Annotated in this window: 3 protein-coding genes; all 3 read right to left on the reverse strand. The window is 72.5% G+C overall.

The genetic code is table 11. The annotated features are described in order from the left end of the window. Positions 1–58 precede the first annotated feature (58 nt). Genes ACIRO3_RS07445 through ACIRO3_RS07455 form a run of 3 tightly spaced genes read right to left on the reverse strand, consistent with a single transcriptional unit; the run spans position 59 to position 14,522 of the window. On the reverse strand, positions 59–1,759 hold the full coding sequence (locus ACIRO3_RS07445) for an ABC transporter ATP-binding protein (protein ID WP_361776832.1): 1,701 nt from the start codon (positions 1,757–1,759) through the stop codon (positions 59–61). Beyond that, positions 1,746–12,674: an amino acid adenylation domain-containing protein gene (locus ACIRO3_RS07450; RefSeq protein WP_404133532.1), complete on the reverse strand. Its 10,929-nt coding sequence runs from the start codon at positions 12,672–12,674 to the stop codon at positions 1,746–1,748. The genes ACIRO3_RS07445 and ACIRO3_RS07450 overlap by 14 nt, the downstream gene beginning before the upstream one ends. Positions 12,675–12,731: 57 nt before the next feature. After that, positions 12,732–14,522 (reverse strand): ABC transporter ATP-binding protein, encoded by a 1,791-nt coding sequence (locus ACIRO3_RS07455; RefSeq protein WP_361776826.1) that lies wholly within the window; start codon positions 14,520–14,522, stop codon positions 12,732–12,734. Position 14,523 lies beyond the last annotated feature (1 nt).

Consider the following 14,523-nt stretch of genomic DNA (forward strand, 5'->3'; position numbering starts at 1 on the left):
CGGCGCGATCGCCGGACCCCCGGGCCCCGTTCTGTCAGCGGTCCACCGGGTCACCGGGTCACCGGGTCACCGCCTGGCGGTACGCCGGGTCGGTGGCGAGCAGTTCGCGGTGGGTGCCCTCCGCGGTGACGACTCCCGCGTCGAGGACGAGGACCCGGTCGGCGGCGTCCAGCAGGGCCGGACTGCTGGTGATGACGACGGTGGTACGGCCCCGGCGCAGCTTCGCGATGTTGCGTGCGACGAGTTGCTCGGTGACCGCGTCCACGGCCGTCGTCGGGTCCCGCAGGACGAGCACGTCGGAGTCCGCGGCCAGGGCCCGGGCGAGCGACAGCCGCTGGCGCTGACCTCCGGAGAGGTTCGAGCCGCGGTCGCGGACCTCGTGATCCAGTCCCTGGCGGTGCAGGGCGACCACATCGGTCAGCATGGACGCCTCGACGGCCTCGGGCACCGTCCGACTGGTCCCCGAGGGATCGATGTTCGTGCGGAGCGTGCCCGCGAAGATCTCCCCGTCGTACGGGTTCACCAGCATGTGTTCGCGGACCGCCTCGACCGACAGGTCACCGAGGTCCTGCCCGCCGAGCCGCACCACTCCCTCGTACCCGGTCGGGGGCACGTGCAGGGCCAGGATCGACGCGAGCTCGGCCGCCGCCCGCGGCTGGTAGGCCGCGATCGCCGTGAACTCGCCCGCCGGGACGTGGAACTTCAGCCCCTGGAGGGACTCGTACCGCACGCAGTCGATCTCCAGGTCCCCGCCGGCGTCCGGGCGCGCCGTTCCCGAGGCCGCCACGGGCGGGGCGGACAGCACCAGGGCCATCCGTTCCGCCGAGGCGCGCGCCATCATCACGTACTTGGGCATGTCCGAGAACAGCCTGAGCGGTTCCATGATGAACTGCGCCAGGCCCACGGCCATGACGAGCTCACCGATGCTGATCTGCCCGTTGAAGGCCAGCCAGCCGGCGATCAGGGTCACCGCGGCCGCGAGGGTCGCGTTGAGGGCCAGCGCGGTGCCCGCGTAGGTGCCGTTGACGCCGGCGACGGTGATCGCCTGCTGCTTCGCCTCGGTGCTGACCTTCCGGTAGGAGCGGAAGGCCGCGTGGTTGCCGCCGAAGCCGTGCAGCGGGCGCAGCCCGGTGATCAGGTCGGCGACCTTCGCACCCGCCCGAGCCACCCGGGCCTGCTGCTCCTTGGTGCTGGAGCCGATCTTCTTGGACATGACGCTCAGGACCGAGAGGATCGCCACGGTTCCCACCATGACCAGCAGGCCCAGGCGCAGGTCCGCCACGCTCAGCGCGATCGCCGCGATCAGCACGGCGACCGAGGAGCTGATCAGCATCGGCACGACCTCGACGATGTCGGCGGTCTGGTCGGCGTCCTCGGTGGCGATGGTGAGCACCTCGCCGGATTTGAGGTCGACGTCCCGGGCCACCGGCTGGAGGCCGCAGGCCGCGACCCGCACCCTCCAGCGGTGGGCCTCGGTCGTGTTGGCCTTCTGCAGGATGCGCATGCCGAACCGCCACGACAGCGACACGGTCGTGATGATCACGGCCAGCGCGGCGATCGAGAGGGCGAGCGCCTGCGGGCTCCGCTCCCGCATCGTGTGGTCGACGATCAGGCCGAGCGCGATGGGGAAGGCGGTCTCACCGGCCTGGTACAGGCCCATGAGGACGGTGCCCCAGACCATGGCGCCGGCGTTGCCCCGGACGGCTGTCCGGAGGATGTCGGACCCCGAGCGGGGCCTCTGCGTGTCAGGAGTTGTCATCGACGTGGTGGGCAATCGCTTCCGGGGTGCGGAGGGTGAACAGATCACGGATGGTGATCACGGGGCCGAATTCGCGGCGCAGCAGTCCTACCAGACGTACGGCCAACATGGAGTGTCCCCCGAGGGAGACGAAGTCACCCACCGCGCTCACCTCGTCGTCGTCCAGGTCCAGGGCCTCCGCGAAGAACTCGCAGACCGTGGTCTCGGTCTCGGTCTCCGGTCCCCGCTCCGCCGAGGTGGTCAGCGATCCCAGCGGCTTGGGTTCGGGCAGCGCCTTGGTGTCGGCCTTGCCGTTCACGGTCAGCGGGATGGCCTCGACCTGGGCGTAGTGGGTCGGACGCAGGAAGTCCGGCAGTGCGGCGCCCACCTCGGCGGCGACCGCCGCCAGGTCGGAGCCGTCGAGCACGAGGTACGCGGCCAGTCGGTAGGCGCCGTCGACCTGCGGGTCGGGCTGGGCGACCGCGGCGGTGAACCGCACCGCCGGGTGCGCCGCGAACGCGGCCTCGACCTCGCCGAGTTCGACCCGGTGGCCGCGGATCTTGACCTGCTGGTCGGTGCGGCCGAGGTACATCAGGTTCCCGTCGGGCCGCCGGACCACCAGGTCGCCGGTGCGGTACATGCGCTCGCCGGGTGCGCCGAACGGCGACGCGACGAACCGGTGCGCGGTCTGCGCCGGCTGACCGAGGTAGCCGCGGGCGATGCCGATGCCCGAGACGTAGAGCTCACCGGGGACGCCGTCCGGCAGCGGCCGCAGCCACGGGTCCAGCACGAACACGTCGGTGTTGTCGATCGCCACGCCCACCACCGGGTCCTGGCACTCGAAGGTACCCACGCCCAGGGTGTTGATGGTGTACTCGGTGGGTCCGTACAGGTTGTAGCCGACCGTTCCCTCGGTCGCGGCGAGCCGCTGCCACAGGGTCGGGGTGACCGCCTCGCCGCCCAGCAGTACCAGCGCGGGGCGCCGGGCCGGATTGTCGAGGAGGCCCTCGGCGACCAGTTGCTGCGCGTAGGTCGGGGTCACGTTGACGACGTCGATCCCGTGCTCACGGCAGTACTCGACCAGGGCGGGCGCGTCGCGGCGCAGTTCCTCGTCGCAGATGTGCACTTCGTGGCCGTCGGCGAGCCACAGCAGTTCCTCCCACGACATGTCGAACGCGAACGACACGGTGTGGGCGATCCGGAAGATCCGGTTGCCGTGCTCCGCCAGAACCGGTTCGAAGATGCGCCGCTGGTGGTTGATCAGCATGTTGGTGAGGCCGGCGTACTCGGTCACGACGCCCTTGGGCTTCCCCGTCGAACCGGAGGTGTAGATCGTGTACGCGGGGTACCGCAGGCGGTCGGGGTCGTCCGGCGCGAACGTCACGAGCGGCTCGGCCTCCGGGAGGGGCCGGTCCAGTTCGATCAGGTCGCCGGTCAGCCTGGGCGACACGGCGCTGACGGTGAGGATCACCTCCGGGCGGGCGTCCGCGACGATGCCGGCGATCCGCTCGTCCGGGTGGTCCAGTTCCAGCGGCACGTACGCGGCTCCGGTGCGCAGCACCGCGAACAGCGCCACGATCCAGTCCGGCGAGCGCGGGATGGCCAGACCCACCGTCTTCTCGGGCCCGATGCCGCGTCCGGCGAGTACGCCCGCCAACAGGCGGCTGCGGTCCCGGAGTTCGGCGAAGGTCATGCTCCGGCCGTGCGCGACGAGCGCGACCCGCTCGGGCGAGCGGTCCGCCGCCCGGTCGAACCGGTCGACGACGGTGTCGGTGCCGATGTCGGTGCGGGCGTCGGGCTCGGGCGGCGACCCGAGGCCGCGCAGGGCGCCCACCGGTCCGGTGGACCGGGCCAGGTCCTCCAGCAGACCGACGTAGTCGTCGAGGAGGCGACGGGCGCTGTCGTGGTCGCCGTGGCGGTGTTCCAGCTTGATCGTGAGCCGGTCTCCGGGCGTGACGACCCAGGTGAACGGGTAGTGGGTGGAGTCGTCCGATTTCACCTCGGTGATGCCGTGGCGGGCGTTCATCTCGGTGAGCGCGTCCATGTCCAGGAAGTTCTGGAGCACGAACAGGTTGTCGAACAGGGTGTCGTGGCCGCCGGCCCGCTGGACCTCGCCGAGGCCGAGGTGCTCGTGCTCCATCGCCTCGACCCTGGCCGCCTGTACGGCCGACAGGTAGTCCCGGACCGTGTCGTGCGGCCTGGCCCGCGTCCACATGGGCACGGTGTTGAGCAGCACGCCGACGATGTCGGACAGGCCCTCGCCCTCGCGGCCCGAGACGGTCACGCCGAACACGGCGTCGCTCCGGCCGGTGTGGGCGCCCAGGAGCAGGCCGAACGCGCCGGTGAGGACCGAGTTCAGCGTCACCCCGTGCTTCTTGGCCGTGTCCCGCAGCAGCCGCGACTGTTCGGCGCGGAGCGTGTGGACGAGAGCGGGCGGCAGGTCGTCCGAGAGGGTCGGCGCCGGTCCGGCCAGCAGTGTCGGGCCGGAGAGCCCGGCCAGGTGCTCGGCCCAGAACCGCTCCGAGACCGCCGGGTCCTTGGCGGCGAGTTCCCGGGCGTGGTCCTCGAAGGCCGGCGTGGCCGGGATCGCGTTCGGACGCTCGCCGGCGAGAACGGCCCGGTAGGCGTCGAACAGGTCCCGCAGCACGATCCCGCGGGACCACCCGTCCCACAGCAGCAGGTGGTAGCTGAGGAGCAGGCCGTCACGGCCGTCGGGCAGCCGGACCACGGTCAGCCGGATCAACGGCGGTTCGGCCGGGTCGAATCCGGTGTTGCGGTCCCGCTCGCGCAGGGCCGCGACCTCCTCGTCGGACGACAGCTCGACCGTGTGGACGTCGACCCGCCGGCCCGCCTTGAGGACCTGGACCGGGTTCCCGTCGTCGTCGGTGGTGAAGCCGGCGCCGACGACCGGGTGGCGTGCGATCACGGCGCCCATGGCCTCGGCCAGCGCGTCCGTGTCCAGACGCCGGTCGAAGGTGAACCAGCTCTGCGCGACGTAGTGTCCGGCCGTGCCGGCCATCTGGGCCTGGAAGAACAGGCCCCGCTGGAGCGCGGTGACCGGCGCCGTGCGTTCGGCCGCGGTGGCGGCCTCCGCGATGGCCTCCAGGGCGTGCAGCCAGTGCGTGGTGATCTCGTCGGGGATCTCCTCGGCGAGGGTGAAGGCCGCGTGCAGGCTGCCCGTGGCCGCGTCGGTCCAGGCGTTGACCTCCACGGCGTACGGGCTGCCCTGGTCGCCGGCGGTGATCTGCGGCACCTCGGACTCGGTGCCCCGGCCGAGGTAGTTGAACAGCACCTGCGGGCGGGCCGTCAACAGCGGGGCCGTCTGCGGGTTGAGGTAGCGCAGCCGGCCGTACGCGGTGTGTCCGGACTCGTCCGGCTGCCGCTCGGCGAGCTCGCGGGCCGCCGCCACCGGATCGGTGTGCGCGGTGAGCCGGACGGGCGCGATGGCGGTGAACCAACCGACCGTACGGGTGTAGTCGTGGTGCTCCAGGACCTCGACCCGGCCGTGGCGCTCCAGCTCGATCGCGAGATCGGTGGGCGCCGGCTGGATCTTCGTCAGGGCGGTGCGCAGGGCGCCGCAGAGCAGCTCGGTGGTTGCGACGCCGAGCGCGGCGGGGGCGACGCGCGTCACCCGATCGCCGGCGTCGGACCCCAGCACCACGGTGGTGTCGCGCAGTCCGCCGACCGCCGGGAGCAGCGGGGGCGCCTGGAGGGTGTCGACCCAGTGACCGAGGTCGGCGACGTCGGCGGCGGAGCGCAGGACGAGCGCCTCGGCGTACTCGGCGTAGGACGTGGTCGCCGGGGCGAGGGTCTCGCCCCGCAGCGCGGCGGCCATGTCGTCGAGCAGGATCAGCCAGGACACCGCGTCGACCGCGATGTGGTGCACGGTGATCACGAGGGTGCCGCTCGCCGCGAGCCAGGTGAACGCGGTGACGTCCCCGGACTCGGGGTCGAGTCGTCCGGCGGCCTCGTTCGCGGCGGCCGTGGCGTCGGTCGTGTCGGCGCGCAGGACGGTGGCCTCGCGGGCGGGTTCGGTGCGCAGGGTCCAGACGCCGTGCTCGCGGTGCAGTCGCATCCGCAGGGCCGGGTGGGCGGCCAGTACCGCGTTCGCGGCGCGCTCGATGTCGGCGATCTCGGTGCCTTCGGCCACCTCCACCGTCCTGGCCTGGGCGAACCGGGCGAGGGAGCCGCCCAGTTCGCGCTGGCGCAGGATGATCGGCGTCGGCGCCACGGGGCCGTCCTCGCGGCGTGCGGGGACGGTGGTGCCCGCCGGGGCGGAGGCGGCGGCCCGCGGCGCGCGCGCCGCCAGGTGCTCGGCGAGCGCCCGCGGCGTCTTCAGCAGGAACACGTCGCGGGGTGCGATCGGCAGGCCGAGCGCCCTGGCGCGGTTGACGACGGTGATGGCGACGATGCTGTCGCCGCCCGCGCCGAAGAAGTCGGTGTCGGCGTCGGCGGACGGGTGGGACAGCGTGTCGGCGAAGATGCCGACCAGCGAGGCGAGCGCGGAATCGGTGACGGCCACCGGCGTTTCGTCCTGCGCGGCCCGCTCGATCAGTGCCTTGCGGTCCAGCTTGCCGTTGACGGTCAGCGGCAGGCTGTCCACCGGCAGGACCCGGCCGGGCACCATGTGCACGGGCAGCTTCGCGGCGAGGAGGGTGGAGAGGTCGCCGGTCAACCGGCCCACGACGTGCGCGACCAGGTGGTCGCCGCTGTCCGCCACGGTGACGGCCACGTCGACCACGCCGTCGAGGTCCCGCAGCGCGGACTCGACCTCGCCGAGCTCGATGCGGAAGCCCTTGAGCTGTACCTGGTCGTCGGCGCGGCCGACGAACTCCAGCTCGCCGTCGAGGGTCCGGCGGGCGAGGTCGCCCGTGTGGTACATGCGGGAACCGTCGCTCGCGAACGGGTTCGCCACGAACCGGCCGGCGGTGAGGCCCGGCCGCCCCAGGTAGCCGAGGGCGACCTGGTCGCCGGCCACGTAGATGGCGCCCACCCGGCCCGGCGGCACCGGCCGGAGCCGGTCGTCGAGCAGGTGGGTGACCAGGCCGGGGATGGGGCCGCCGATGGGGCTCACGTCGTCGCCGGCGCCGAAGTCGGCGTCGGTCAGGACCCGGTGGGTCACGTGGACCGTGGTCTCGGTGATGCCGTACATGTTGACCAGCTCGGGGGCCGCGGCGCCGTGCCGTTCGACCCAGCCGCGCAGCCGTCCGAGGTCCAGCGCCTCGCCGCCGAAGATGACCCGACGCAGTGCCGGGAGCGGCTCGCCGGCGTGCCGGTCGGCCTCGACGAACTGGTAGAAGGCCGACGGGGTCTGGTTGAGGACGGTCACTCCGCGTTCGCGGACCAGGCGGTGGAAGTCGACCGGGGAACGGGTCAGGCCGTAGTCGGGAACCAGCAGCTCGCCGCCGTGCGCCAGAGCGCCCCACAGCTCCCAGACCGCGAAGTCGAAGGAGTACGAGTGGAACTGGACCCACACGTCGTCCGGGCCGAAGCCCATGTCCGGCCGGGTGTTGGCCAGCAGCGTCACCACGCTGGAGTGCGGGACGACGACGCCCTTGGGCCGACCGGTGGAGCCGGAGGTGTAGATCACGTACGCGGGGTCGTGCCAGGTGACCTCGTCCGCTCCGGCGTCCGCCGCGTCGGCGGCGTCCTGCGCCGGTTCGTCGCCCTGTACGAGGACGCGGGCGCTGACGCCGGCCTTCTCCAGCAGGGCGGTGAAGCGTTCCCGCTGCCCGGGGTCGACGAGGACGGCCTGCGGCGCGGCGTCCGCGAGGACGTACTCCAGCCGCTCGTCGGGGTAGGCCATGTCGAGCGGCACGTACGCGCCGCCCGCGCTGACGATCGCGACGAGCGCGACGACCTGCTCGATGGTGCGCGGTACGGCCACGGCCACGCGCCGGCCGGGCCGGACACCGGACGCGCGCAGGGCGGCGGCCAGTTCGTTCTTCGCGGCGGCCAGTTCTCCGTAGGTCAGCGACCGGGTGGTGCCGTCGAGCGCGCACTGGGTGACGGCGGTGGCCGCCGGGTTCCGGTCCGCCGCGGCGTCGAACAGTTCGCCGAGGGTGGTCGCGGTGACCGGGGCGGGGCCGGCGGCGTCCTCCGCCGGCAGGTCGCCGACGGGGGCGTCCGGCCGGGCGAGCAGGCCGGCGAGGGTGTGCGAGAACGTCCCCAGGATGTCCCGGGCGCTGCTCTCGCGGAGCAGTTCGCCGTCGTAGATCAGGTTGAAGCGCGGGCGGCCGTCGAGGGACCGCTCCACGACCAGCGTGAGCGGGTAGTGGGGGGCTCCCTCGTTGACGAGGTCGGTGATGGCCAGCGTGTCGCCGGGTCGGCGCAGGGCGGCCACGTCGGTCGCCACGTCGAACACCACGAGGGTGTCGAAGAGGGAACCGAAACCGGCCTGGCGGCCGATCCGGGCCAGCGAGACGTGCTGGTGCGGCAGTACCGCGCCCTGGTGTTCGCGCACCGAGGACAGCAGGTCGCGCGACGTGGTGTCGGCGGCCCACCGGGCGCGCAGCGGCACGGTGTTGATGAACAGGCCGACCATGTCCCCGATGCCGGGGACGTCCGCGTCGCGGCCGGAGACGGTGGAGCCGAACACGACGTCGTCGGTGCCCAGGATGCCGCCCAGGGTCAATGCCCAGGCGCTGTGCACGGCCACGCTCAGCGGCACGCCGGCCGCGCGGGCGGCCGCGTCGATGTCGTCGGCCGGCTCGACGCAGGTGTCGGCGAACCGGTCGGACGGGGTGTGGTCCTTGGCCACCAGCGAGGGGCCGGGCAGCTCGGCGAGCTCGGCTCCCCAGACGCGGTCGCTCTCGTCGGCGTCGCGTCCCGCGAGCCAGGCGACGTAGTCGGGGAAGCCGCTCAGCGGGTACCTGCTCCCCGGCGCGTGGTACTCGGCGAGCAGCGCGCGGAGCATCGGCGGCACCGACCAGCCGTCGGCGATGATGTGGTGGACCGTCTGCACCAGGACGTTCCGGCCGGCTTCCGCGTCGCGGATCAGCGTGAACCGCATCAGCGGGCCGGTGGCCAGGTCGAATCCGGCGCGGCGGTCCCGCTCGGCGTGGTCGCGTATCTCCTCGTCGGTGATGCCGGGCCGGTCGAGCGTGGTGAAGGGCGCCCGGGCCCCGCTTTCCAGTACGGAGACGACCCGGCCGTCGGCGAGGGCCGTGAACCGCGCGGCGAGGTTGGGGTACAGGGTGAGCAGCCGGGTGGCCGCGGCCGCGAGCCGGTCGGCGTCGAGCTCGCCCTCCAGTGTCAGCAGCTGCTGTTCGACGTAACTGCCGGCGGAGTCGTCGTCGAAGACCGAGTGGAAGTACAGGCCTTCCTGCAGCGGGGTCAGGGGAAGGACGGCGCGCAGCGCGGGGCCGTCCAGGTCGTCGACGTCGGCCTGGGTCAGCCGCACCAGCGGGAAGTCGCTGGGCGAGTGGCCGCCCTGGTCGAGCGCGGCCAGGGCGGCGAGGGTCGCCCGGAAGTACTCGCCGATCGTGTCGATGTCCGTGTCGCCGAACATCCCGTCGGGCCAGGTGATGGTGGTGACGAGTTCGTACTCGCCGGTGGCGGCGGGTTCGGCGATCGCGTTGAACTCCAGGGCGCGCGGCAGGGTCATCCTGGGGTCGCGCTTCTCGCCCAGTTGCCCGGTGGCTCCGCAGAGCTGCCAGTCCCCGGAGGCTCCCGCGTCGAAGCGGCCCAGGTAGTTGAAGAGGACCTGGGGTGCGGGGGCCGTGAAGGCGGCGTCGGTCAGGTGGCGCAGGGCGCCGTAGGAGAGGCCGTTGCCCGGCACCCGGGCGAGGTCTTCCTTGACCGCCTTGAGCGCGGCGGCGAGGTACTCGGGGTCGGTGAAGTCCTCGGCCGCACCCGGGTCGACGGACACCGGGAACAGCGTCGTGAACCAGCCGACGGTCCGCGACAGGTCGGGCTCGACGCCGGAGGCACCCGCCACGTGGCGTCCTTCGCGGCCGTGGCCCTCCAGTTCGATGTGCGCGAACGTCTGGTCCTGGCCGCGGTCGCGGCGCCACCGGGCGAGGGTGACGGCGAGCGCGGTCAGCAGGACGTCGTTGACGCCCGCGTGGAACCGCGCCGGGACCTCGCCCAGCAGGGCGGCCGTGACCTCGGCGCCGACCGTGACGGTCCGCTCCCTCTCCCGCTCGACCGTGTCGGCCTCGGACCGTGCGCGCCTGCCGAGTGGTGCGTCGGGGCCCGGCAGGGGACGGTCGAAGTAGGCGCGGTCCTCGTCGAACGCCGCGCTCGCGAGGAGCTGCGTCCAACGCCGGAACGACGTTCCCACGGCGGGCAGTTGGATCGTCTCGCCGGCGGAGTACTGGCGCCATGCCGTGGCCAGGTCCTCCATCAGGACCCGCCAGGACACGCCGTCGATCACCACGTGGTGGACGACGAGGACGAGTTGGCGTGCCTCGCGGCGCCAGACGGCCCGCAGCATCACGCCGTTGTCCGGGTCCAGCCCCTCGGTGGCGAGGGCCACGCACTCGTCGAGCGGCCGGTCGCTCTCCTGCCAACCGGGCGGGTTGCCGTCGGCCTCCGGTATGTCGAAGCTCCAGCGCTCCCCGCGCACGAGTCGTGCGCGCAGCATGTCGTGTCGGGCCACGACGGAGGCGAGGACCGCGTCGAGGGCGTCGGCGGCGAGGTCGGCCGGGGTGTTCAGCACGACCGACTGCACGAAGCCGTCGATCGCGTCCGTGGTGTGACCGAGCCACTGGACGATGGGCGATCCCGTGACGGAACCCGTCGCGACGTCGGCGTGGTCGGGGCGGGCCACGTCCTCGCGGCTCGCCACCGCCGCCAGTGCGCCCAGGACGCTGTTGGCGAAGATCTGCCCCGCGGTGACGTAGAGGCCCGCGTCGCGCAGCGCGCTCAGCAGGGAGATCGCGAGGATGCTGTCCCCGCCGAGCATGAAGAAGTCCTGGTCGACGCCGACCTCTTCCAGCCGCAGTACCGACGCGACGGCCGCGCACACGGCGCGCTCCTCGTCGGTGGAGGGCCGCAGGTACGAGCCGGTCACGAGCGTGGGCTCGGGCAGGGCGCGCCGGTCGAGCTTGCCGTTCGCGGTGAGCGGGAACTCCGTCATCACGACGATGTGGGCGGGCACCATGTACTCGACCATGTTCTCGACGGCCCACGCCTTGACCTCGTCCGCGCGCAGTTCCTCGCTGCCGGCGGTGGGGATGACGTATCCCACGAGGTAGGTGCCGCCCGCGCTGTTCTTCTTCGCGATGACGCAGGTGTGCCGCACCCCGGGGTGCTCGGCGAGGCCGATCTCGACGTCCTCCAGTTCGAGCCGCATGCCGCGGATCTTGATCTGGTTGTCCGCGCGGCCCAGGAAGTCCAGCGAGCCGTCCGGGACGAACCGCGCGAGGTCGCCGGTCCGGTACAGCCGGGAGCCGTCGTTCGCGAAGGGGTTCGCCACGAAGCGGGAGGCCGTCAGGCCGGGTGCGCCCACGTAGCCGCGCCCCAGGAGGAAGCCGCCCACGTAGAGCTCGCCGCCGACGCCGACCGGGACCGGGCGCAGCTCGTCGTCGAGGACGTAGAGCTGGGTGTTGGGGTTGGCCTTGCCGATGGAGGTGGACAGGCGCTCCGCCTCGCCCCGGTAGATGACGTGGGAGACGCCGATGGTCGTCTCGGCCGGGCCGTAGCCGTGGTACATGGGGATGTCGAGCCGGGTGCGGAAGCGCTCGTACAGCTCCGGGGTGAGGACCTCGCCGCCGCACCAGACGTGCCGCATGCTGTCGAGGCGGTCGGAGTCGCCCGCGATCTCCAGCAGGACGTCCAGCATGGACGAGACGAGGTAGGTGAAGGTGACGCGGTGCTCGGCGATCACGCTCAGCAGGTGGTGCGGGTCGCGTTCACCGCCGGGCCGCAGGACCACGAGGCGGCCGCCGCACACCAGCGGCAGGAAGATCTCGTTGATGGATATGTCGAACGACAGCGGCGCCTTGAACAGCGAGGCGTCGTCGTGGCCGAAGCCCAGGATCTCGTCGACCTGCCACAACAGGCGCTCGCTGATCGCCTCGTGCCGGATCATCGCGCCCTTGGGCCGTCCGGTCGAACCGGACGTGAAGATCACGTAGGCGAGGGAGTCGCCGTGGACGGTGACGCCGGTGCCCTCGGAAGGCTGCTCGGCGTACCGCCAGTCGTCGAGGTCGACGGCGAGGGCGGCGGGTTCGGCGGGATCGTGCGCGCCGGAGTCGTTGAGCTGCACCACGACCTTGGCGTCGTCGATGACGACGGCTCGGCGGGCGGCGGGCCACTGCGGGTCGAGCGGCACGAACGCGCAGCCGGCCTGCAGCACTCCGAGCAGGCCGATGACCATGTCGGCGGAGCGGCCCAGCGAGATGCCGACGACCTGCTCGGCGGTGAGTCCGCGTGCGATCAGGTGGTGGGCCAGCTGCGCCGACAGCTCCGCCGCCTCGCGGTAGGTCAGCGACCGGTGTTCGTCGACGATGGCGACCGCGTCCGGCCGGACCCGAGCCTGCTCGCGGAACATCTCCACGATGGTCGGCCGGACCCGGTCGGCGCCGGTGTCGTTCCACTCGGCCAGGGTGGTGAGCCGCTCCGCCACACCGGACGGGCCGATGGTGGCGATCGGCCGGTCCGGGAAGTCGGCCAGGTCGTCCAGCGCGCGCTGTGCGTCGGCGAGCGGGACGCCCTCGGGGACGGCGATGCGCGTCCCGTCCGGGGCCCCGTCGCCGACCTCCCAACCGCTGGGCACCGTACCGCCGTTGTCGACCCATCCGAGGACGTCCGCGAAGAGCGTGCCGGGGACGAGGTCGATGCCGTCGGGGCTGTTGCCCGTCGCCCAGTACGCCAGTCCGATGGCACAGGCCTCGGCGATGGTCCGGTCGGAGTGGCCGCCGGTCCGCCGGCGCACGTCTGCCAGGCGCGTAGGAGAGATCAGCACGAGACGAGCGCTCGGTTCCATCATTGAAGACTCAACACCCTTCCAAGGTACTGAGGCCAGCCTAACCTAAATTAGGTTTGCCTAACTACCGTCTTTCCAGGCCAGCCACAGTCGCGCGTAGCGGCCGCCCAGGGCCACCAACTCCTCGTGCGTGCCCTGTTCCACGACACGTCCCGCGTCCAGCACGGCGATCCGGTCGGCCGCCACCGCCTGCGTCAGCCGGTGCGCCACGAACAGCGTCGTCCGGCCCTCGCACGCGGCCAGGACGGCACGTTCCAGCTCGGCGGCGCCCTCGCTGCCGGCCTCCGCGGTCGACTCGTCGAGCACCACCACGGGTGCCCGACCCAACACCAGCCGCGCCAGGGCGATCTGCGCGACCTTGGTGCCGTCCAGACGCTCACCGCCCTCGCCCACCGCGGTGTGGACGCCGTCGGGCAACGCCTCGACCCACTCGTCCGCGCCCACGGTGCGCAGCGCGGCCATCAGTTCGAGGTCGGTCGCCTCCGGGGCGGCCAGCCTCAGGTCGTCGGCGAGCGGACCGGAGAACACGTGGGTCTCCTGGGTCAGGATGCTCACCAGCGCCCTCGCCCCGGCCTCGTCCAGTTCGGTGAGATCGGTGGACCCGACCCGCACCGATCCGGCCTGCGGGACCCCTATGCCGGCGATCAGCGCGGCCAGGGTCGACTTGCCGGCGCCCGTCGCGCCCACCAGGGCCAACGAACCGCCCGCCGGAATCGTCAGGTCGACGTCCCGCAGGACCGGTTCGTCGGCGCCGGGGTAGCCGAAGGTCAGCCCCCGCACGGTCACCGCGGACGGCGTGTTGTCCACGAGGGCGGCGGTCGAGTCGCCGACCAGCCGCTTCTCCTCCTCGGACTCCGCCAGCACCCCGACGAGCCGGGTCAGGCTGGCGCCCGACTTCTGGGCCTCGTCGAAGGTGAACATGATCGCGCCCAGCGGGGTGAACAACCGGTGGAACACCAGGGGCGCCGCCGACACCTCGCCGAGGCTGGCGGATCCGGTCTCCAGCAGGACGTAGCCCACCACGAGGATCAGGACCAGGCCGATGAACTCCGCGCGGTTCTCCCTGCCGACGAAACGACCGAAGAAGCGGAACACCTCGATCCCGAGGTCCTTCACCCGCCGCGAGTCGTCGGAGACCTTCTCCCGGAAGGCCTCCTCCAGGCGGTGCGCCCGTACCGTCTCGATGCCGTTCAGACCGCTGATCAGCGCCTGCGCGCGGTCGGCCTGGGCCACCCGCTGCTGCTGGTAGAGCGGAGCGGAGCGGGGCAGGTACCAGCGCAGAGCCAGCGCGTAGGCCGGCAGCGCACACGCGCCGGCCAGGCCGAGCCGCCAGTCCAGCCCGAACATGCCGACCGTGGCGATGGCCACCAGCACCCCCGCGGAGAACACCGTGGGGATGGCCGAGCGGATGCCCTTGGACAGGACCGCGACGTCGTCGCCGACCCGCGAGAGCACGTCACCGCGGCCGACCTGTTCGACCCGGGCGCTGGGCATGCCCAGCACGGCCCGTACGGCGCCTTCCCGCAGTTGCGCGAGCAGGTCGGCGCCAAGCCGCCCGATCAGGTAGGCCGACACCGCGGTGGCCGCCGCGCCGAGGAGCGCGGCGGCCACCATCAGCACACCGATCGTGAGCAGGATCGAACGTGGTTCGCCCCCGACCACTCCGTCGACCACCCGGCCGAGGAGCAGCACGGGGAGCATCTGGAGCGCCGCCCCGGCGACCGTGCTGAGGACGGCGGCGGACGACAGCCAGGGCATCGTGCGGCACTGGGCCGCGACCCATCGGGCTGCTTCACGTCCGGTCGTCGTACGCAGGGTTGCCGGGGCGACACGAGTGTCCGTGGTACTCACA

The organism is Streptomyces sp. NPDC102278 (assembly GCF_044766345.1).
Lineage (GTDB): Bacteria > Actinomycetota > Actinomycetes > Streptomycetales > Streptomycetaceae > Streptomyces.